We start from the raw sequence: 22,064 nt of genomic DNA on the forward strand, positions 1-22,064 counted from the left end.
TGCATGCGCGCCCGGGTCATCCTGATCATCGGCGGCGGAATCGCTGCCTATAAATCGCTGGAACTCATCCGGCTGATGCGTAAGCGCGACATCGCGGTGGAGACCGTGTTGACGGATGCCGCCAAGCATTTCGTCACGCCGCTCTCCGTTCAGGCGCTCTCGGGCCACGCCGTGCATACCGAACTCCTCTCTCTGGCAGAAGACAGCCAGATGGATCATATCGCCCTCTCTCGCAGCGCCGACCTGATACTGGTCTGTCCGGCTACCGCCAATCTCATGGCCCGACTGGCCGGGGGGCTGGCAGATGATCTGGCGACCACGCTCCTTCTGGCCACCGACACGCCGGTCATGCTCGCCCCCGCCATGAATGTGCGCATGTGGCGACATCCTGCCACGCAGGCCAATCACGCCACGCTGCAGTCACGCGGCTGCCTGTTCGCCGGCCCTGATGAGGGCGACATGGCCTGTGGCGAATTTGGCCCCGGCAGGCTGAGCGCGCCCGAGGCGATTCTCGAGGCGGTCGAGGCCGCGTTGTTTCCGGCAACACCACTTGCCGGGCGGCATGTGCTGGTCACAGCAGGACCGACCCATGAGCCTATCGATCCCGTACGTTTCATCGCCAACCACTCTTCAGGCAAGCAGGGCTATGCCATTGCCGCTGCCTGCGCGCGGCTGGGAGCACAGGTGACGCTGGTCAGCGGGCCGACTGCCCTGCCCTGTCCCGCCGGGGTGACCCGCGTCCCGGTCCAGACGGCCCGGGAAATGCTGGCTGCCTGCGGGGCTGCCCTGCCTGCCGATGTCGCCATCTGCACGGCCGCGGTCGGGGACTGGCGGGTGGCGGAGGCGAGCGCCCACAAACGTAAGAAGAAGCAGGGTCAGGCCGTGAGCCTCGCCCTTGTCGAAAATCCCGATATTCTTGCCACATTGTCACATGCCGGACCCACCAGGCCGGGGCTCGTCATCGGTTTCGCTGCCGAGACCGAAGCACTGGAAGACAATGCTCGTACCAAACGCGCCCGCAAGGGATGCGACTGGCTGCTGGCGAATGACGTCGGTGCAGATACGAGCATATTCGGTGGCAACCATAATCGCATCCTGTTTGTCAGCGAAACGCGTATCGAGCCATGGGCCTCGATGCCCAAGACCGATATCGCGGCGAAACTGGCCGCGCTGATCGCCGATCATCTCTCCTCATCCCCAAGGTAGGACCTCATGTCACCGCTTCCCGTCGAACTCGTCAGGCTTCCTCACGCCGAGGGGCTCGACCTTCCCCATTACGCCAGCAGCGGCGCTGCCGGGATGGATCTCCTCGCCGCCATCGATGCCGAGATGATCGTCAAACCAGGTGAGCGCGCCCTTGTACCGACCGGGCTGAAGATCGGACTGCCTGCCGGATACGAATTGCAGATCAGGCCGCGCTCGGGACTTGCGCTCAAGCATGGCATCACCCTGCCCAACACGCCGGGGACGATCGACGAGGATTACCGTGGCGAAATCGGCGTTATCATTCTCAATACCGGACACGAGGATTTCGTGATCACGAGGGGTATGCGCATCGCCCAGGCGGTTCTGGCCCCTGTCATTCGTTTGACATGGGTCGAGGTTTCCGCCTTGGATGAAACGGCGCGCGGCGCGGGTGGATTTGGAAGCACGGGCACGGCCCGTATTCCCTGATAGCGGCGTCAGGCATCAGGCGCGGGGAAGGAGAGCATGTCGCCATTGCGGGCGCGACGCGGTACACGCGGACCGGACAGAAGATCAGGACTGACGGCATCACTCGTGGGCACGCTTGTCGTGGTAGCGGCCCTGGCGATCTTCTCGCGCTTCCTCCCGGCGCGGCTGACTCCCTTTCATCATCATGGGCTCGTCGCCCCCCATTTCCGCTCCCTCGCCGGAATCGGCGTTTTGACCGGGGATCTGGGCCACACCTTTCTGCGCATGATCCTGGCGACGATGACAGGCGCGGTGATTGCGGCGATTCTCGCACTTGGTGCTGCGAAAATTCCCCTGCTGGGTAGCCCGATCCGCACCGCCCTTGGCGGCCTGCATATGGTCCCGCTGCTCTGCCTCCTGCCCTTTTTTCATCTTATGGGCTTCGAGTTCTCCGCCATCGCCGTCCCCGCACTCTGCCTTGCTGCGCCCATCGCCACCGCTACGCTCAACGCCTGGGCAGTCATTCCACGCACGCTCGATGAGGCCACGCGGGCACTTGGGCTGACATCGTGGCAACGCCTTTGGCGGCTGGAGGCTCCCTACGCTATTCCGGAGAGCGTCACCTCGCTCGCCAAGGCCATGCCAATGGCGTGGTGCGTGCTCATTGCCAGTGAAATGCTTCCTGTGGATGGCACATTGCCGGCGCGGCCTGGCCTTGGTGTCCATGCGGCTCAGGCAGCGTCGATCGGATCGCTCTGGCAGAGCTTTCTGGCGGTGCTCCTGACTGGCGTGCTGGCTTTTCTGTACGATAGCTGCCTGGTGTTCCCATGGCAGATCTGGGCAGATCGGTACCGCCTTACCCCTATCTTCGATCATGCGCCCGACCCGTGGATGCTCAAATTCTGGCGCCGGACACGCCTGCTCAAACGATCTGGCGAGATCATGCGGCGCTGCCTCGCCTGGGTGGGGGACATACGTCTGGGTCGCACGGGGTTTCGTCCGGTTACCCTCGCGCGCGCTCCCTCCCCGCTTCTTGGGCTCAGTGCCGGTTTCATTCTTCTTCTAACCGTGATGGGGTTCTTCTATAACCATCATGCGCTCGACCTGCATGACCTGCTGGTGGTCACAATCCAGAGCCTTATCTCGGCGCTGCGTATGACCGTTGCTCTGGTCCTCGCCTCGGTAATCGGAGTCCCGCTTGGGGTCTGGCTCTGCCTCTCGGCGCGCCGGGCCGCACCGGCTCGGATCGTTGCGCGCCTGCTGACGCTCTACCCCAAGAACATCCTGTTCCCGGTTCTCGGCCTCGCCATGATTTCCGCAGGGATTCCCAGGCAGATCGGACCAACACTCCTGTGTCTCTTTTTCATCCTGTGGCTGTTTCTGGCCCAGATCCTGCGCGGTATGAGAAGCTATCCTCCCGATCTGTTACAAGCGGCCCGCAATCTGCAGGTTCGCGGATGGTTGTGGTGGCAACGCGTGGTGCTGCCGGGGCTGGCGCCTGCGCTGGTCGATGCGGCCAGTGCAGCCTCGGCAACCGGCTGGACAATTCTCATCCTCGCCGAACGATCTTCATGGGCGAGCCAGGGTCAGGATGGGGGAGGAATAGGCGCTTATGTGGCGCGCGCGATCGAGGCTGGTGATTTGCCACGCGTCGTGCTCGGCGCTGCGGTTCTCACTCTGTGTATAGCCCTTGGCGAGATACTGGTCTGGCATCCGATCCGGCTGCAGATCCAGCGACGCATACAGACTTCCCTGAACTGACCATGGAGCCCGTCATGCAGGAGACCCTGCTCTCGATCCGCAACTGCCTTCAGGTCTATCAGAAGGAAAGCAGCACCGATCTGCCGGTGCTGGAAGATGTCAGCTTCGATCTGCACGCCGGTGAAATCGTCGGCCTCGTGGGGCGGTCAGGATCGGGAAAATCCACCCTGCTGCGTATCGCCTCCGGGCTGATCCCGCCGAGCGCAGGAGAGATCACGTGGAAAGGTGCCAGGCTGGACGGACCGACGCCCGATATCGCCATGGTGTTCCAGTCATTCGCCCTGTTTCCGTGGCTTACCGTGCAGCAGAATATCGCTCTGGGACTTGAGTCCAAGCGTGTGCCCCGGCTGGAATGCGAAGAGCGCTGCGATGATATCATCGATCTCATCGGGTTAAGCGGATATGAAAATGCGCTTCCCAAGGAACTGTCCGGATCGATGCAACAGCGCGTCGGACTGGCACGGGCTCTGGTGATGCAGCCTGACCTCCTGCTCATGGACGAGCCCTTCGCATCGCTCGACGTCCTGACAGCGGAAAACCTTCGTACCGATCTCATCGAACTGTGGTCGGAAAAGCGCCTGCCGACACGAGCCATGATGCTCGTGACCCATAATGTCGAGGAGGCGGTTCTCATGTGCGACCGCATCCTGCTCTTTTCGTCCAACCCCGGGCGCGTCCTGCATGAATTGACCGTGCCCCTCCCGCATCCGCGCAACCGTGATGATTCAGCATTCAGGCAGTTCGTCGATCAGATCTACACCCTGATGACGCGCCGGGCGCCGATCGTGTCCGAAGCCAGCCTCGAGGCAGGCTCGACGGCCCCGCCGGCAAACCCGATGGCCCTCGTTCTCCCGCCTATCCCGATCAATGTGCTGGTAGGCCTTCTGGAGAGTCTCGCGGCAGCTCCCCTGAATGGGCGCGCAGACCTGCCCCATCTGGCCGAGCGTTTGCAGATGGCGCTGGACGATCTTTTTCCGCTCGGGGAATCGCTCCAGCTTCTCGAACTGGCAGAACTCGAGGACGGCGACATCCTGATCACAGAGGCAGGGGCACGTTTCGTGCAGGCCGATCAGGATGAGAGGCGTGAGATCATGCGCGCAGCATTGCTGCATCATGTTCCTCTGATACGCTCAATCCGCGCCGTGCTGGATGAGCGATCGGGCCATCGGACGGGTGCAGACCGGTTCCGTGAGGAACTCGAAGCCGGTATGTCACCGAGCTATGCCGAGCAGACGCTGATGACGGCCACGAACTGGGCACGCTACACCGAACTCTTCGACTTCGATGAAGAAGCAGACCAGTTCATGCTCGACCATGAGGGGGCGGGCTACTGAACCTGTCGAGCAAACTGCCCGCAGGGAGAACGAACCCCTCCCCGGCCAGCGTTGGGTACGTCACACGCACGAGCCGCAACGCCGGGGAGGAAGACGGCTCTCCCCCAAGAGACGATCAGGCTTTGAGCCGGTCGCGATACATCTTGCGCGCCTTTGCCACTTTCGGAGCCACTACGGCACTGCAATAGGCTGTCTCGGGATTGCGGGCGAAATAGTCGTGATGCTTTTCTTCCGCCTCCCAGAACACGGCCGGTCCGGCAATTTCCGTCACGATCGGGTCGGGCCAGATGCCGGATTCGGCGATCTCTTTCGTCACGGCGCGAGCAGTCGCCTCCTGCGCGGCGTCGAGCGCAAAGATTACCGATCGGTACTGCGTGCCCACATCGTTGCCCTGACGGTTGAGCTGCGTCGGATCATGGGTGGTGTAGAACACGCGAAGAATATCACCGTAATCAATCTCACGCGGATCGAATACAACCTCCACGACCTCGGCATGACCTGTCGCGCCGCTACAGACCTGCTCGTAGCTCGGGTTTTCGCGTCGACCGCCCGCATAGCCGGGCTGCGCGGATTTGACGCCACGCAACCCGGTGAAGATCGCCTCGGTGCACCAGAAGCACCCGCCCCCGATCAGGGCTTTTTCCAGATTTGCCTCGCTCACGCTCGCCTCACTGATTCACGACAGGAAGATAGATGCTGCTAGCCTGCGCCCCACCATGCGCGATGGAATGGGTAGCGCTTTTGTAGTCGGCAGGCTTGGCATCGAAGATGTTCGAGACATAGGTCTGGGGGTTGCGATCGTAAAGGGGGAACCAGCTCGACTGGATCTGCACCATGATGCGATGCCCGGGCAGGAAGACATGGTTCACCGCAGGCAGGGTGAACTTGTATTCCTCGACCTTGTTCGCGGGGATCGCCTCGGGATGAGCGAAATCATGGCGATAGCGTCCACGGAAGATATCCATGGATACTGCCAGCTCATACCCGCCCATCTCGGGTCGGTCGGCGGTGACGCCCGGATAGACATCGATCACCTTGACCACCCAATCCGCATCGGTGCCGGTCGTGGCTGCAAACAAATCGGCCGTCGGCACGCCCGATACGCGAACCGGGTGGTCGAGAACGGGCGTCTGATAGGTCAGCACATCGGGGCGGGATTCCGCGAAACGCTGGTCACTCACCAGCCAGGGCTTCCACCGCGCGCCATCCGAAAAGCTGTAGGGCCGGGTCATGAACGGCACCGGATGGGCTGGGTCGGACACGAAACTATCCATGCCGGGCTTCGCGCGTTCGAAGCTCAGCCCGTTGCCTTCGCGCAAATAGAGGCGCTCGCCCGTACCGATGCAGCTCTCGCCGCAATTACCGAGCCAGCCGCGCAGATGATCCCAGCGGTTGTCGCCCGTATTATAGATGATCGCGTCGTCGAAATTGACCTTGGCGCTGCCGGGCTTGAGATACTGGTCGAAGAACGGGCGCATGACATGGCTGCGATACCACAGCGCCGTATCGCCATTGAAATGCAGCGGGCCGAGCGTCGAGCCGTCATAATTCACACCGCTATGACGCCACGGTCCCATGACGAGAATATTCGGCACCTTGGGATGATCCTTGCGCAGCGCCATCCAGCTATGGATCGCCCCCCACATGTCTTCCTGATCCCAGAGACCCTGCTCCCAGATGGTCGGTACGGTCAGCGGATGTTTTGCGAGGAGCTTGTCGAGCGCCTGATCCTGCCAGAAGGCGTCATAGGCCGGGTGAGCCTTGGTACGCTGCCACCACGGGAATTGGTCGAGCCCGGCCTTGCTGGCAAAATCCCCGGCCGATCCCGCTTCAAGGAAGTTCGTGTAGTCATCGGCGTTCTGGCGGGGAATGCCGTCGCCCTCCCCCTTCTTGGTCATCTGCATGGTGAAGTAGTCGAAGCTACCCTGGCGAAATGCGCCGTAATGGAACCAGTCATCGCCCATCCAGCCATCGACCATGGGACTCTCAGGGGCGGCCACCTTGAGTGCGGGATGCGGGTTGAGGAGCGCCATGACGACGGTCCAGCCCTCATAGGAAGACCCGGTCATGCCCACACGGCCATTGCTCTGCTTCACGTTCTTGATCAGCCAGTCGATCGTGTCCCAAGCGTCGGTTGTGTCATCGGTCTTGCTGGGATTCAGCGGGCCGACAGGCGGGCGTGTCATGACATAATCGCCCTCCGACCCATACTTTCCGCGCACATCCTGAAAGACACGGATATAGCCGCCCTCGACAAAAACCCCGTCACCCTGTGGCAGCACATTGCGCATTTCGGCAGCGCCCGACACGCGATCGGCGCGCTCGGAAGCATGATAGGGCGTGCGTGTCAGCAGGATCGGCGCCTCATGGTCTTTCGCCGCCTTAGGGATAACGATAACGGTATGCAGTTTCACCCCATCGCGCATCGGAATCATGACATCCTGCTTGATATAGTCGCGCGCCGTCTCCGGCATCTGGACGTGAGCCGGAATATCGGAGCCGCGCTGCACCATATCAGGCGTGACGGGAAGACCGTTTCCTCCCTGGGCGAGGGCCTGCGAGGCCCCCAGCAGACAGGAGGTCACAAGAAGCAGGGATCGGGTCAAATGGCCAACGGGCACGCGGTTTTTCCTCTGGTTCAATGACAAGCGGCGCGATGATTGAACAGACTTCCCCTTGCGGCAAGCGATTGGCCACGTTATTTCGCACAGGGTAATAAAAATGCGTTCCCAGCCGTGTTGCCATTGCATTTCATGCGCAACACGCCCTCCCTCCCCAGCAGCTTTGGATCCGTGTCATGCCTGCCTATCGTTCCCGTACCACCACCCACGGCCGCAACATGGCCGGTGCCCGCGCCCTGTGGCGCGCCACGGGCATGACGGACAAGGATTTCGGCAAGCCCATCATCGCGGTCGCCAACTCCTTCACCCAGTTCGTGCCCGGTCATGTGCATCTCAAGGATATGGGGTCGCTGGTTGGCGGGGCGATTGCGGAAGCTGGCGGCATTGCGCGTGAGTTCAATACCATCGCGGTGGATGACGGCATCGCCATGGGCCATGGCGGCATGCTGTACAGCCTGCCGTCGCGAGAGTTGATCGCTGACTCGATCGAATACATGGTCAACGCGCATTGCGCCGATGCGCTGGTGTGCATCAGTAATTGCGACAAGATCACGCCGGGCATGCTCATGGCCTCGCTGCGTCTGAACATCCCGGTGGTGTTCGTCTCGGGCGGCCCCATGGAAGCGGGCAAGCTGGATGGTCCTGGGATCAATCGCAAGCTGGATCTCGTCGATTCCATGGTTGCGGCCGCCAATCCGAAAGTGTCGGATGCAGAATCGGAAGCCATCGAGCGCTCTGCCTGCCCGACCTGCGGGTCCTGCTCGGGCATGTTCACCGCCAATTCCATGAACTGCCTGACCGAGGCGCTGGGTCTCTCCCTGCCCGGTAATGGCAGCCTTCTGGCTACGCATGCCGATCGGCGCGAGCTGTTCCTGGAAGCCGGGCGTCTTGTGGTGTCGCTGGCCCGCCGCTGGTACGAGCAGGACGATGCCACTGCCCTGCCGCGCAGCATTGCGACCAAGGCCGCTTTCGAAAACGCCATGACGCTCGATATCGCCATGGGGGGGTCGACCAACACGGTTCTGCATCTTCTCGCGGCCGCACGTGAAGCCGGGGTCGATTTCCATATGGCCGATATCGACCGCCTGTCCCGCAAGGTGCCCAATCTGTGCAAGGTCGCCCCTGCAAAGAACGACGTGCATATGGAAGACGTGCATCGCGCAGGCGGCATTCCGGCCATTCTGGCCGAGCTCGCACGCTGCGAACTCATCGACACAAGCGCCCACACCGTCCATGCGCCGAGCCTCAAGGACGCCCTGACGAAATGGGATGTCCTGGAGGGCGACGAGGAAGCCTGCACGCGCTTTCTGGCCGCACCGGGCGGCGTGCGCACCACCCAGGCTTTCTCACAATCGAGCCGCTATCACGCGCTCGATACAGATCGCCAACACGGCGTGCTGCGTGACCGTGCTCACGCCTTCTCGCAGGATGGCGGTCTGGCTGTCCTCTATGGCAACCTCGCCGAGGCTGGTGCCATCGTGAAAACGGCAGGTGTGGTGGATAGCCTCCTGACCTTCACGGGACGGGCGCGCGTGTTCGAAAGCCAGGAAGACGCCGTATCGGGCATTCTGGCGAACAAGATCGTGGATGGCGATGTGGTGGTCATTCGTTATGAGGGCCCCAAGGGCGGACCGGGCATGCAGGAAATGCTCTACCCGACCAGCTATCTGAAATCGAAAGGCCTTGCAGAGACCTGCGCCCTGATCACGGATGGGCGCTTCTCGGGGGGCAGTTCGGGTCTCTCGATCGGTCACATCTCACCCGAAGCCGCTGAGGGTGGATTGATCGGCCTGATCGAGGATGGCGATCGGATCGAGATCGATATCCCGAACCGCGTTCTGCGCGCCGTCATTGCGGATGACGTGCTCGAAGCGCGCCGCGTTGCGATGGAGGCCAGGGGCGATACCGCCTGGATGCCTGACCGTATCCGTGAGGTTTCTCCGGCCCTTCGTGCCTATGGTCTGCTGACCACAAGCGCCGCCAACGGCGCCGTGCGCGATCTGAGCCAGATCACGCGCCGGGGCTGAGCCCGCAGATCGCGGCCCCGGGCGCAGCCCGGGGCCGCGCGAGGGCAGAGCCGTCACGAACGGGATTCGTTACACCCTGCCTGCACCATATTTCGCCGTGCGCCGGAGCCCCCTTGAGCGCTAGATCAGGGTGCCACCGGACAATGGGCGGTAACCTCTGAGTCATGCAGCCTGTGCCTTTGGCTCTCAAGAGCCTCGAGGGTTTCGGCCACTTCCTTATCGGACTCCCAGCCCGCCTCGGAGGTCCAGAGCCCGCCCTGCATGATCCCCAGACCGGGCATCGGGTCCAGCCGAACCGCCAGACCGGCATAGCCCGGCGCATTGGCGGGCAGACGTGGCTCATGCCGTCTCTTGTTGATACGATGGATCAGCCGCGCCTCCGCTGACAGCATATGGGCGCAATCGACCGGATCGGTGTGAGTTGCAATGCTCGTTGACGGCGTTGGCTGGGTCGGCACAGCCCGCGCGGCCGGAACAAGGACCGACAGGGTCAGAACCCCCATCATGGGAAACGCGCCTTTCCCGAAACACACGCGCTTCGCTGAGCATAGGGTGCGGCGGCCCCTGCGGGCATAAGAGCGAAAGATCATGAGAGCCCCCCTCAATATTGAAGCTGCATGCCGAGCAGGAAGGCGTTGGATTGCGCCGCCCCGGCTGGCGTGTACCGGGCATAATCGAGCGTGAAACGCAGATTATGACCGTCGAGCACATAATTCGCGCCTGCATCCAACTGACGCGTCCTGGGGTTGCCTGGTCCGTACAGGTCATGAGCGTATCGGAATTGCTGATAGCGCAGGAGGGGCTGGATCCGCCCCCACCCGACACGCCACGGGATCAGATAGGCGGTGCTGACCAGAAACGCCGTTCCGCTGTTGATACCGCCGATATTGCCATAATCCGGGTTGCGATTGCCAAAGCCGGGGGCGACATCTTTCACGCCATCCGTATGGTACTGATAATAGGCGGCCTCGAGCGTATAAACGCCCCAGCGTGCTTTCTTGCCAATGCGCTTTTCAAAAAGCCCATCGATATTCCAGGCCTTGTAATCACCCTTCAGGGCCGCCGTACCGACGCCATTGACCTGATACTGCCCCGCCAGGCCGATGGCCAGGATATCGGCCTTACCGTAATAGGTACTTGCCGTGTAATAGGCCGGCGACGGCTCGGGATCGAGAAAATTATACTCGAGACGCCCTGCGAAGAGCGGATTATGCCCTGTTCCAGAACCTCCATCGACCCAGTTATGCCCCTTATAAATGCCCACCATGTACCGGAACCTGTCATGGGCGAGCTTGCCCCAAAGGGTTGCGCCGTCATTGCGGCCTGACCACATGCCGGGATACTGCGCCACAATCGGAAACGCATAGGTGCTCAGAAAATAGGGTCCGTCGAGATTGGATCGGTCGCTGCCGGGTAACATGCGCCCAAGCCAGAGATTGAGCCCCTTCAACGGCTCGATCTGCAGGATACCGTCGAGTACGTTCCAGTTGCCGTCGCGGATGCGCTCCAGATTGAGTGTGGCCTTGACGGTCTTGATGATCTGGCCACCCATGTAGATACGCAGATCGCTGGCAGCGGCTGCACTGCCATCATCCGGGGTCGATGGATCAGCAGTCATATACTGCCCCCGGACTCCTACCCCCATCGTGAATGACTGTTCCGGCCCGAGATTGACCGTGACCGATGCTTCGGCCTTCGGCATGGCACCCAGGCCAGCGCCCATCAAGGCGACCATCATCACGCCACTCCGCCTCGCAATCGGACCTCCGCGGGTACGAGTCCGTCCCTTTTCCATGTCTCCCATCCTCCTGATCGCCCCGAGGCGTTAACGGAAACTGAGGAGACGTTACGGTTTGAGATCATTCCGCATAAATGCGTAGAATTACTTATGCCGGGGGCGATTGGCGGCCCTGCCCATGCTGAGAGTGAGTAACATGAGCACTCCCGAAAAAGAGTCGCCTTGCCGATGGCCTGTCAGAACGGGTGCGCTGCATGGGCTTGGAGCACCGCTCACTCATGAAGGGGAAGCACATCCATGCCTCGCCTAAAGCCGTCTCTTTTCCTGCCGATACTCGTTCTATGCGGTTTCCTTCCACCCGGTTTCCCCCCTGCTCAGGCTGAGATGCAAACTTTGTCGGAAGATCGTGCTCGTTTCGCGGCCTCATTGGCGGAAACCTGCGTCGAGAGCGCCACGACCCTTCCGCTTCTGGGCGGGCCGGACGATGCCCCCGTCATTCCGGTGCGGATCGAGGGGAAAGACGCTGCCATGGTGGTCAGTCCGCTTTTCGGCCATCTCTTTGTAAGGAATGCGGGGGCAATCTGGTTCGAACAGGGGCCGACGCACAAGATGATCGCCCAGGATCATGCCGTTACCCTGACAGAAATCACGAAAGTTGATACGCTCGAGATCGGACCGATCGTCCTTCATGACCTGCTTGCCGAACGCTTGGAGGATGCGCCGATCAGATTAGTGAAGGGACGCCCCTTGGTGGGTGTTATTGGCAGGCCCCTACTTCAACATTTCAGGCTCATGCTCATGCTCGACGTACCGCATGAGAAACTCGGGCTGCTTGTCTGGCGCGATGCGCCACAATGCGCTGCAGGGCCTCAGGGACTTTTCACTCGCAAGCCCGTGGTGATCGATCTGGACGCGGATGCCCGGATCACGGCGCTCATCGATAATCACCCTGTCCGCATCAGGCTGGACCCGGACCTTGTGCGCAGCGCACTGCCTAGGGACGTGGTGCTCGGCACACTCGCTACGGCAGGGGATCTGGGACAGGATCAACCCGTGGTCACGCAGTTCGGGACGATGGAGCGCGGAGTGCGCCATCGCTTCAAAAGCCTGCGCCTGGGCTCGCGCGATCTTGGTGCGACAGAATTTCTCGTGCTGGAAAATCTCGACGAGGGGGCTCTGGGCGCGAGCTTTTTCCGTCGTGAGGTCACGCTGATCGATTTCGATCATGGAAAGTTTCTGTTCGCACCTGCGACATCTCAAGTGAACCAGCCTGATCTGGGGCTGCATTTCGATGCTTCCCATGAGGGCATTGCCACGGTGCATGACACACCCCGACAGGCAACAGCTGAGCGGTCCGGCACGAATTGAGCGGCCCCTGAGAAACGCGCTGATTCGGCATGATTGCCCATGCAGAGACCGCATTTTCTCACAGATCTTTAGTGAAGCTGTCATGCACAGAAGTGATATTTCGTGCCATGGAGATACCTCCTCGTTACCTGCCGCGGGCAAAAGCGCCCCAGCCCATCGGAATACCTTCCATGCACAGCCTCCCTGCCCCATTTGCCTCACGCAGGCGTACCCTCCTGCTTGGTTTGGGGGCTCTGCTTCTGACTGGCGCTGCCCCGGCTTCGCCAGAGGATAAAGAGCCGAGCTGCGATGGCCCCCCCATGCCCGAGGGCGGCGGAGACCGCCAGGGCAAGTTCGATGCACAAGGTAAGCCTCTGCTCTGGCCAGGGAATACAACGATATGCCCCTTCGCCGAGACGCACCCCCTCTCCGTCGCGATGCTCGAGATGAATGCGCTGATACGCCGCGACTGGTCGGACCATATCGTCCCGACCCCGCCATCGAGCTATCACATGACCATCCTCGGTGGGGTCGATCCGGAACAAAAGGCCAAGAATAACTGGCCGTCAGGTATTTCCCCTTCCGTGACGCTCGCGCAAACGACACCGATCCTACGCGAGCGCATCGCGGCCACCACTTTCGATTTCCCGGAAAAGATCGAGATGGAAATCGACGCGGATCGCTTTCATGCGCCGCTCGTCGGGGTCCCCCTGCGCCCAGCCAATGCCGCAATGGCCACGGCTCTCTATGATCTGCGCCGTCAGCTTGCGGAGGCCATCGGGTTTCACCCTGACAATCTGATGAGCTTCATGTTCCACGCGACCTATGGTTACAAGTACCGCCATATACCCCATACGCAGAAAGCCCCGCTCCGCAGGGCGGTCCATGAATGGCGCCGTGTCACATCCGAGAAACTGGGCATTATCGAGATTCCTGCCCCGGTATTTTGCAGTTTCGAAACGATGTTTGCTTTCACCCCGCTCCTGCCCCTTCTGCACAAGGGCTGAGCGGCAAAACGCCCTCTCACCTGGTGGGTGGAGGGCGCTCCGGTCATGGCTTTGGCAGAGACCCCGGCTGAAGAGAGCGTAGCGCGCCCCTACGGTTAATAGGTGAAGGAAATACTCCCCAGGAAGGTCCGTCCGACAGAAGGCGTGGCGCGGTCGCTAAACAGGTTTGAATAGTTCAGACGATTGGCCAGATTGTAGCCATTGAGCGCGAGGCGCCAGCGATGCCCGACCATATGCGACATCATGGCATCCCATTCCGTCGTATGAGGCACACGCGCTGTGTTGGCTGCGTCGAGCCAGACCGAGTCACGCCAGGTCAGACCGCCGCCGAATGTCAGGTTCCAGGGCTTGTCGGGCGCGATCGTATAGGTGCTCCAGATCGTCGCCATGTTCTTGGGCGCATACTGGATGCGCTTGCCGATATCGGCCGGTGTCAGCGAGCCCGTCGTCGTGGCATCGTAATAGGCATAAGTGCCGATCAGGCTCCAGTTACGGGTGATCTGCCCCGAAAGGCTGAGTTCCACGCCCTGATTGCGCTGGCTGTCGCTCGATGACGACACACTTCCGGTGGAGGGATCGGTCATCAGGGCATTGCCCTTTTCCAGACGGAACAGCGAGGCCGTCGCGCCCAGTCGGCCATGCAGGAATTGCTGCTTGACCCCGATTTCATACAGACTTGCCTTTTCTGGCTTGAATCCCTGGGTCGAGCTTTTGAGCGGCTCGGCACTATTGGTCACATAAAGTCCAAGCGGCGTGGTCGAACGCGCCCAGTTGAAATAGACCATCGTGTTGTCGCTGGGCGTATACATCAGACTGACGGTCGGGTTGATGGTGTTCTGCTGCTGGGACAGGCGCGTATCGGCAGCCGTCGCCCCTTCAGTAGCGGAATAATGACTGTCCCAGTGATCCCAACGGAAGCCACCACGGATGGAGAACCAAGGCGCGAGCCACATCTGCTCTGAGAAGAATGCGCCCACATCGGTGGCATCACCGGTCTTGTAGAGTTTACGTCCTGCTCCGCCGGAAAGATTGACCAGGTCGTACTGATATTGCCCGAAACCACCGAGCAGCAGACCCGGCTGAACATGCGAGGGATTGATCAGGCTCGTCGTATCGGTGCGCGTGCCGTTCTGCCCGTTGAAATTATACGCGTAGTTTTTTCGACGGTCATAGATATGCTCGACATCCCAGCCAGCGATGATCTGCTGACGGATAAAGCCCGTGCGGAAATTGGCACGCGCCGAAAACACATTCTGCACGGACCAGTCATTCTGCTGATAGGGTTCGGGGCCGCCCAGATGTCCGCGCCTGTTGACCTGGGCTGCCGAAGGATTAGTGAAAAACAGCTTCTGGCACGTCGCATCGCAACCCGGCTGCGATGCCGAAAAATAGCGATCGTACAACCCGCCCCGCAGATCATCGGAAATCGTCAGATGCTGGCTGATTTCGGAATTGAGGCGCGCAGTCAGCATGTTCACATTGGAAACATCCTGATCATAATTCGTGCCATACCAGTTGTGACGGTTCAGTCCATATTCCGTCGCCGGACGCCCAATCGTGCCGCCCGGCTTCGTGACGATCGGGACGCCATAATCGGGGATACGATTATCCGACTGATGAAAATACTCGAGGGTGAAGCTTGTGCGGCGTCCGAGCCCGAAGCCGATAGAGGGGGCAAGGCCCCATCGGTGCGAATAGATGTTGTCGCGTCCGACGACGTTATTCTCGTTGCCCATGCCGGTTATGCGAATGGCCGAGGCCTCACCGATCTGCTTGTTGACGTCGAGTGTACCGCGATAATACTCGCCTGACCCACCCGAGAACTGCGCGCTATAGCTGTCCCCAAGATGAGCGACCTTGGTTACGATATTGATAGCACCACCCGTCGTGCCATTACCGAACACCTCGGAGGACGGGCCCTTGATGACCGAGATATGGTCGTAATCGAAGCTGTCCCTCGTATAGACGCCGAAATCACGGAGACCATTTTCGTAGATGTCGTTCTGGGCCGCGAAGCCACGTATCAGAAACTGATCGCCCGCCATGCCGCCCTCACCCTCGCCAACAGACGCCGTGATGCCCGGCACATTGCGTAGAGCCTCGTCGAGCGACTTCACGTTCTGCTGCTGCATCAGGATCTGAGGAACCGCGTTGACGGTCTGCGGCGTGTGCATGATGTCCTCAGGCATACGCCCCAGACCAATCGGCTCATGAAGAATATTCATGCCGGTGCCACGTACCAGCAGATGCTCCTCCCCTCCCTTGCCGGACACGGCATCAGCGGTATCGGGCTGTTTTGCCTTGATGTCGGGTCGAGCCGTGCCCTTCACCTTGTCACGATGCGGGACATCGTCATCCTGTTGCACGGGCTGCGCATGCGCCGTGGTACAGGCAAGCGTCATCCCGGCCAGCAGGGACACGGGATAGGCGGGGCGGACCCATTTCTTGGACAAAAGCGGTCTCCACATTCAGACAGGGAAATCATTCTGCAATTGAGAATGGTTCCTATCTTCCGCCCTTCATCGTTGCAATCCGCTCGCAATCGCAGTCAGCGCGTTTATGTCTTTGTGTTGCCAATGTGCGACACTCGATGTCTCGTGCCTTTGGCGATCATCGTCATTCAGGATGATCCCACTACTTGGATAAGCCGCAGCATCGCCCTGATCGTCGGCGCGAGGCCCCGTGACTAAGCCGCAAGGCAGGTCTGACGGTGAGGTGCCGATTTCCTTGTCCTGTGGGCCGAGAATAGACTTGTGCGGCCCTACCACTATGTGGGGATTACGAAGTCTCAAAGCTGGTCCGGCCTTTTGTTATAGCCTCTCGCGGCACCGCTTTTCCCCTTGCGGAAGGCAAATTCAGAGTGACCGAAGCACGCCTGGTCGACGGTCTCGGGATCAAATTATGATTCAGGACGCCGCAATACGATGCATCAGGGACGTAAGCGTTCCGCGAGGCGGCTTAAGGATGGAATGCGGAAAAGAGAGGGCGCCCAATGGAACGGCGTGTATTCAACGACCCACACAGAGCCGCAGGTTTTCGGATGGAACGGAGCGTTGGCACCGTGTCATCAGATGCATGGCAACGGCCCTGAACGGACCGGCCACACAGCCGCATTCCCGAACACGAATGACGCCAAGCGCACCGTAAATCACCCCAATTGCGTAGATTGGAAAAAGGTGTGGGCATCGAAACGCCGTCTCTCCCCGGAGCGACGGCGGATTGAACCCATGCCGTCGACACGCCTGGGCTCAGAAGATGTGATCAGCTTCGAGTGACGGTTGGAATTCTCTCACCAGGGGGATCATCGCGGGCGCGAGAAAAGCCCTCAGAAATGAATCCGACTTCGTAAGGAAAAGCATGAGCCTGAGACCGGCCTGACAAGCGGCGTCAAATCAATCAAAGCGCCATTCGCCGCCTCCCCGAGATCCGTCCCAAGCGTTTCGCCTCAGGACCCACGGGGCGTCCCGTGACGGACGCCCCATTCATCTCAGGCGCCGGAGAGGCGGGAAAGGGCAGCCTGAAGCCGCGTGCGATCATGGGTGAAGCTCGTGAGGCGGTCACGGTTCTCGTCGACGACTTCCGGTTTGGCACGCGCAACAAAATCGGCATTGCCCAGCTTGCGCTCGACCTTGTCGATTTCCTTGCCCAGACGATCGATTTCCTTTTCCAAGCGCTGGATCTCGGCAGCGATATCGATCAGCCCCTCGAGTGGCAGAACGAGCGTTGCTTCGTCGATCACGGTCAGCGCTGCGGCCTTGGGCGGTTCACCCGCCAAGGGTGAGACCGAGGCCACACGCGCCATGCGGCCAATGACCGCAGCCCAGTTCTCGGCACGCGCAAGGGTTTCTGGGGTCGCGTCACGCAGAAGCACAGGCACCATCTGAGCCGGAGGAATGTTCATTTCCGAGCGCAGGGTGCGGATTTCGCTGATCAGACGGATCACCCAATCCATCTCCGCTGATGCCTCGGCGGCGCCTTGAGGCTGCGGCAGAGCCGGCCAGGCCGATTGCGCAACGCTGCCGCCAAAACCGAACGACTGCCAGAGTTCCTCTGTGACGAAGGGAATGACCGGATGCATGATCTGCAGGATCATCCCGAGCACATGGGCGGCAACCGCCCGAATCTCGTCCTGTTCCGGCGTGTTTTCGGCGGCAAAAGCGGGCTTGGCCAGTTCAAGGAACCAGTCGCAGAACACGTTCCAGACGAAGCGATAGCAGCTGCCCGCATATTCATCGAAGCGGTAGGAATCCAGAGCGCCGCGGGCTGCGCTGACAGCCTTCGATGCTTCATCGAGAAGCCAGCGCCCCAGAACACTCTTGACCGCAGAGGGATCGAGCCCCTCGACCGGCTTGACACCGTTCATTTCGCAGAAGCGCGCGGCGTTCCAGATCTTGGTGATGAAAGTGCGGTAGTCTTCGACACGCTTGCGGCCGAATTTGATATCGCGACCGGGACCGGTCAAAGCGCATATCGCCATACGCGTGGCGTCGGCACCGAATTCGGCCACCAGATCGAGCGGGTCGAGCCCATTGCCCTTGCTCTTGGACATTTTCTGGCCGCGCTCGTCACGCACCAGACCGTGGATCAGCACCGTATGGAAGGGTACGTCATCCATGAAATGCAGACCCATCATCATCATCCGGGCCACCCAGAAGAAGATGATGTCAAAGCCGGTCACGAGTACGCTGGTCGGGTAATACCGGGCAAGCTCAGGCGTCTTGTCGGGCCAGCCCAGCGTTGTGAAAGGCCAGAGTGCGGAGCTGAACCACGTATCGAGCACATCCTCGTCGCGGGTCAGACTGACCTCAGCGCCGAATTGCGCGCGCGCCTGTTCGAACGCCTCTTCCTCACTGCGCGCGACGAACACGCTGCCTTCCGGGCCATACCAGGCAGGAATGCGATGGCCCCACCAGAGCTGACGGCTGATACACCAAGGCTGGATATCGCGCATCCAGGCAAAATAGGTGTTTTCCCATTGCTGAGGCTCGAAGCGGATCCGGCCCTCTTCTACGGCCTTGATGGCGGGCTGGGCGAGAGTAGCGGCATCGCAATACCACTGTTCCGTCAATCGCGGCTCGACAATCGCCCCGCCACGCTCGGCGTACGGCACCTGCAGCGTGTGCGGTTCGATCTTCTCGATATGCTCGAGACGCTCAAGTTCCTCGACGATCAGCTTGCGTGCCTCGAGACGATCCATGCCTTCGAGAGAGCGCACGAAGGCGATCGAGGACAACCCCTCGATATCCTGCAACTCGCTGGCGATCTCATCGAGCCAGATGGCAGCGGCCTCGTCGAGGATGCTCGGCATGGGCAGATCATGGCGTTTACCGACCTCGAAATCGTTGAAGTCATGACCCGGCGTGATCTTGACCGCCCCGCTACCCTTCTCAGGGTCGGAATAGGTATCTGCCACGATGGGGATGCGGCGCCCGGTCAGGGGCAGCGTGACGAACTTGCCGATCAGCCCGGTATAGCGCTCGTCTTCGGGATGAACGGCGACCGCTGTATCGCCCAGCATGGTTTCCGGGCGCGTCGTCCCCACCACGATCATGCCGCCGCCCTCGACAGGGTAGCGCAGATACCACATCGAGCCTTTGGTCTCGCGGTTCTCGACCTCAAGGTCGGAGATGGCGGAGCGGAATGCCGGATCCCAGTTCACGAGGCGCTTCGCCCGATAGATCAGCCCCTGCTGGTGCAGGGTGACGAACACATCACGCACGGCGCGCGACAGTCCCTCATCCATGGTGAAGCGTTCGCGCTCCCAATCGGCCGAGGCGCCAAGTGTACGCAATTGCTGGATGATCTGACCGCCCGACTGCTCCTTCCAGGCCCAGACCCGCTCAAGGAACTTCTCGCGCCCCATATCCTTGCGGCTCAGGCCTTCCTTGTCGAGCACGCGCTCGACAACCATCTGGGTCGCGATACCTGCATGGTCTGTGCCCGGCTGCCAGAGCACATTGCACCCTCCAAGACGCTTCGAACGGATCAGGATATCCTGAAGCACGAAATCGAGCGCATGGCCGAAATGCAGCGTCCCGGTGACATTCGGCGGGGGAAACATGATCGAGAAAGGCGTGCCGGGCTGCTCGGGATGCGCCGCAAAAAGACCGGACTTTTCCCACTGGGCATAAAGGCGCGCCTCGCACGCTGCGGGGTCAAAGGTCTTCTCGAGCATCGTCTTCCTGTCACCTGTCTGGTCGCATGCGGAGCCTGATCGGCCTTTCGTATGCGGGTCTTTCTGTTAAGAGGGCCAGTCTACCGTTTCTGGCGATCTAAGCCAAACCCCAGCCCAGGGGGCGCGATAGCGTTTCCCCGGAACTGCCGTGATGGGCGCAGTCTCAGAGTGAGAGGCGCGGAACTATGGTGACATAAAGCTGCGAAGAGGCCTCCGACCAGATGCGAGCGCCCCCCAAAAAGCAATCCGGCGCTGCTCAGCGGCCGGGCTGATTGACGGCGTAGTCATTGATGCCCCAGAGACGGTCCTTGACCGCCTTGTAATACGCCTTTTCGTCGTACACGGGCACGTCGAGCTTCAGGTCCGCCGCCGTGAGGCGTCCCATGGCAGCGGCGACAGCATAGGAAGACTGCACGAGACCGCTGAGATTCTGGACGAGTGCCGTCTGTGCCTGAAGCAGGGTTTGCTGCTGCTGAAGGACCTCGAGCGTGGAGCTGGTACCGACAATCGCCTGACGTTCAACGCCATCGAGTGCGATCACGTTTGCCGCGATTGCCGTGCGGTTACTCGAGATCGAGTCCGTGTAGGAGCGGAACTGCTGCCAGTTGGCCGAGGCCGTCTGCGCCGCAGAACGACGGGCGATATCGGTTGCGCGACGCGCTGCCAGATATTGCTGTCGCGCCTGACGCACGGCCGCATATTCCGAACCGCCCTGATAGATCGGAACGTCGAAATTGATCATGCCATATTTGTTGTCGGTGACCATTTTTCCGTAGCCCTGGTTCTTCACATAGGAATAACCAAGCGTCGCGGTGATCTTGGGCAGAATGGCCGCAAACTGGACCGAGAAATTGTCTTTCTGGGCGGCCTCATTAAACAGCGCATTGATGATGTTCGGATTGTTGCGCGTGGCCTCAGCCACAGCATCCTTCTCCGCCTTGATGGGCAACGCGAGAGGCTGGGGCGCTACGAGATTGGGCGCTGGTGGCACCCCTACAACTTGAAGATATGTCGCCTGAGCGGCGCGTAACGTGCCCTCGCCCTGTTGTCTCGTTGCCTTTGCCGTCGCCAGCGCGGCTTGAGCCTGTGCGACGTCTGTACGGGTGATTTCCCCCTGCTGGAAACGATCCTGCGTGGCCTTGAGCTGCTCTTCGAGCACGTGCTCGTTATTGATATTGATCTGAAGAATTTGCTCGCTACGCACCACGCCGAGATAGGCATTCACCACATCAGTGAACACCTGCTGCTCTGTTTCGATCAGCTGGGCACGTTCCGCCATCACCGTGTTGACGGCCTGATGCGTTTGAGCCGTGGTGCGTCCACCCTGATAGATATTTTCGGTAATCGTCACGCCACCCTGATAACCCGGTGTGGAATAGGTACGATTATAGGCGGGAGTACCGAAATTGGAGCCAGGCTCCGGCCCCTGCGCACCATAGGCGTTGATGCCTTTATAATAGGTGAGCGCGGCCTGCCCCTGAATACGGGGCCGCCAGCCTGCCAGAGCCTGAGGAACCTGCTCGTCGGTTGCACGAAGCTTCGCACGCTCCTGCTGGAGCGTCGGATTCGTGAGATACGCAGTTGCAAGGGCTTCCTGAAGCGTATGGGGAATGAATTCAGGGGCCCCCTTGCCGTCATAGGTCTGAGCGAGAGAAGTCGTACTTTTAAGAAGCACGACGAGGCCAACGCCGAGCGAAGTATAGACTTTCAAATGGTCCGCTTTCATGGATGCCCTCTCGAATGACGACGGCGCTGCAATCACGGAATGGTACAGATCATCCGCACGGTTTCAGGCGTCCCTCACGGCTCCTATGCCATATTTAGACGAGTTCGGAAATTTCTTCTTATTTCTCGCTTTCCCTTCAGATGACCTCTTGACCGCAGACGCAGAGAAAGAGATATAGCCCACACACCAGCCGGTCCGGTGGCAGAATGGTGATGCAGCGGACTGCAAATCCGCGTACGTGGGTTCGATTCCCGCCCGGACCTCCATATTCCCTGAAAAATCACAAATAGATAGCAGTTCCTGCGGTCCCTCCCCGTAGCATGTGGACTGCCTAGCAGGATGTAAACTTTCTTCCTGACCCTGACGGCACGGGCCCGGCGATCATGAACGAGGCGATTTTCTGCTTGCTGCACGCAGATGAAGGAAGCGACCTCGTTGCAGCATGTTGCGGGCACTGCGGTACAGCAGCACGCAGACCTATCGCGCCGCTGTCGTACATCAATGGCACGCACCAAATAGCGAAGTTCGACCCGCACACTTATAGGTCTGGCAACCGCCGCTCGCGTCAGTCTGCACATACCGGCAAGCACAGGTCCGAACGCTATCAGGTGGGGGGTTCGAAGAACCGTTGATTGGCGCGGCTGGCTCCTGATTTCTGGTTTGTGGCGTGCTGAC

At 60.5% G+C, this 22,064-nt stretch carries 14 protein-coding genes and 1 tRNA gene; 8 read left to right on the forward strand and 7 right to left on the reverse strand.

Features of this window, described 5'->3' with window-relative positions:
* The first annotated feature begins 3 nt into the window (after positions 1-3).
* From coaBC to AA0535_RS02420, 4 genes are read left to right on the forward strand one after another with little or no spacing between them, the layout of a single operon-like run.
* Complete coding sequence (coaBC, locus tag AA0535_RS02405; protein WP_264814306.1) at positions 4-1,206, forward strand: bifunctional phosphopantothenoylcysteine decarboxylase/phosphopantothenate--cysteine ligase CoaBC; 1,203 nt, start codon at positions 4-6, stop codon at positions 1,204-1,206.
* A 6-nt stretch (positions 1,207-1,212) separates the two neighbouring features.
* Entirely contained in the window at positions 1,213-1,674 is a 462-nt protein-coding gene (gene dut, locus AA0535_RS02410; RefSeq protein ID WP_264814307.1) for a dUTP diphosphatase, read from the forward strand.
* A 36-nt stretch (positions 1,675-1,710) separates the two neighbouring features.
* Entirely contained in the window at positions 1,711-3,414 is a 1,704-nt protein-coding gene (locus tag AA0535_RS02415; RefSeq protein ID WP_264814308.1) for an ABC transporter permease subunit, read from the forward strand.
* Positions 3,415-3,428: 14 nt separating this feature from the next.
* A complete protein-coding gene (locus AA0535_RS02420; RefSeq protein WP_264814309.1) occupies positions 3,429-4,748 on the forward strand; it encodes an ABC transporter ATP-binding protein in 1,320 nt (439 codons plus the stop codon).
* 115 nt (positions 4,749-4,863) lie between these two features.
* Here the strand turns inward: AA0535_RS02420 and msrA are convergent, their stop codons facing one another.
* Positions 4,864-5,409 (reverse strand): peptide-methionine (S)-S-oxide reductase MsrA, encoded by a 546-nt coding sequence (gene msrA, locus AA0535_RS02425; protein WP_264814310.1) that lies wholly within the window; start codon positions 5,407-5,409, stop codon positions 4,864-4,866.
* A gap of 7 nt (positions 5,410-5,416) precedes the next feature.
* On the reverse strand, positions 5,417-7,318 hold the full coding sequence (locus AA0535_RS02430) for a CocE/NonD family hydrolase (RefSeq protein WP_264814336.1): 1,902 nt from the start codon (positions 7,316-7,318) through the stop codon (positions 5,417-5,419).
* Between the two features lie 227 nt (positions 7,319-7,545).
* Here AA0535_RS02430 and ilvD point away from each other — a divergent pair, with 227 nt between their 5' ends.
* Positions 7,546-9,396, forward strand: coding sequence for a dihydroxy-acid dehydratase (gene ilvD / locus AA0535_RS02435; protein WP_264814311.1), 1,851 nt, complete (start codon positions 7,546-7,548; stop codon positions 9,394-9,396).
* A 125-nt stretch (positions 9,397-9,521) separates the two neighbouring features.
* Here ilvD and AA0535_RS02440 read toward each other — a convergent pair whose 3' ends face one another.
* Together AA0535_RS02440 and AA0535_RS02445 are read right to left on the reverse strand one after the other, a co-directional pair.
* Positions 9,522-9,902, reverse strand: coding sequence for a hypothetical protein (locus AA0535_RS02440; RefSeq protein ID WP_264814312.1), 381 nt, complete (start codon positions 9,900-9,902; stop codon positions 9,522-9,524).
* A gap of 95 nt (positions 9,903-9,997) precedes the next feature.
* Entirely contained in the window at positions 9,998-11,131 is a 1,134-nt protein-coding gene (locus AA0535_RS02445; RefSeq protein WP_373319257.1) for a porin, read from the reverse strand.
* Positions 11,132-11,431: 300 nt separating this feature from the next.
* Here AA0535_RS02445 and AA0535_RS02450 point away from each other — a divergent pair, with 300 nt between their 5' ends.
* Positions 11,432-12,502, forward strand: coding sequence for a hypothetical protein (locus AA0535_RS02450; RefSeq protein ID WP_264814314.1), 1,071 nt, complete (start codon positions 11,432-11,434; stop codon positions 12,500-12,502).
* Between the two features lie 170 nt (positions 12,503-12,672).
* Complete coding sequence (locus AA0535_RS02455; RefSeq protein ID WP_264814315.1) at positions 12,673-13,488, forward strand: DUF1868 domain-containing protein; 816 nt, start codon at positions 12,673-12,675, stop codon at positions 13,486-13,488.
* Positions 13,489-13,583: 95 nt separating this feature from the next.
* Here AA0535_RS02455 and AA0535_RS02460 read toward each other — a convergent pair whose 3' ends face one another.
* The 3 genes from AA0535_RS02460 to AA0535_RS02470 form a co-directional block, all read right to left on the reverse strand.
* On the reverse strand, positions 13,584-15,956 hold the full coding sequence (locus AA0535_RS02460; protein ID WP_264814316.1) for a TonB-dependent receptor: 2,373 nt from the start codon (positions 15,954-15,956) through the stop codon (positions 13,584-13,586).
* Positions 15,957-16,975: 1,019 nt separating this feature from the next.
* Complete coding sequence (locus AA0535_RS02465) at positions 16,976-19,663, reverse strand: valine--tRNA ligase (protein WP_264814317.1); 2,688 nt, start codon at positions 19,661-19,663, stop codon at positions 16,976-16,978.
* Positions 19,664-19,919: 256 nt separating this feature from the next.
* On the reverse strand, positions 19,920-21,374 hold the full coding sequence (locus AA0535_RS02470; RefSeq protein ID WP_373319258.1) for a TolC family outer membrane protein: 1,455 nt from the start codon (positions 21,372-21,374) through the stop codon (positions 19,920-19,922).
* Between the two features lie 207 nt (positions 21,375-21,581).
* Between AA0535_RS02470 and AA0535_RS02475 the strand changes: the two genes are divergently transcribed.
* A tRNA-Cys gene (locus tag AA0535_RS02475) sits at positions 21,582-21,655 on the forward strand.
* The last annotated feature ends 409 nt before the right edge of the window (positions 21,656-22,064 follow it).

The organism is Asaia krungthepensis NRIC 0535 (assembly GCF_025995175.1).
GTDB lineage: Bacteria > Pseudomonadota > Alphaproteobacteria > Acetobacterales > Acetobacteraceae > Asaia > Asaia krungthepensis.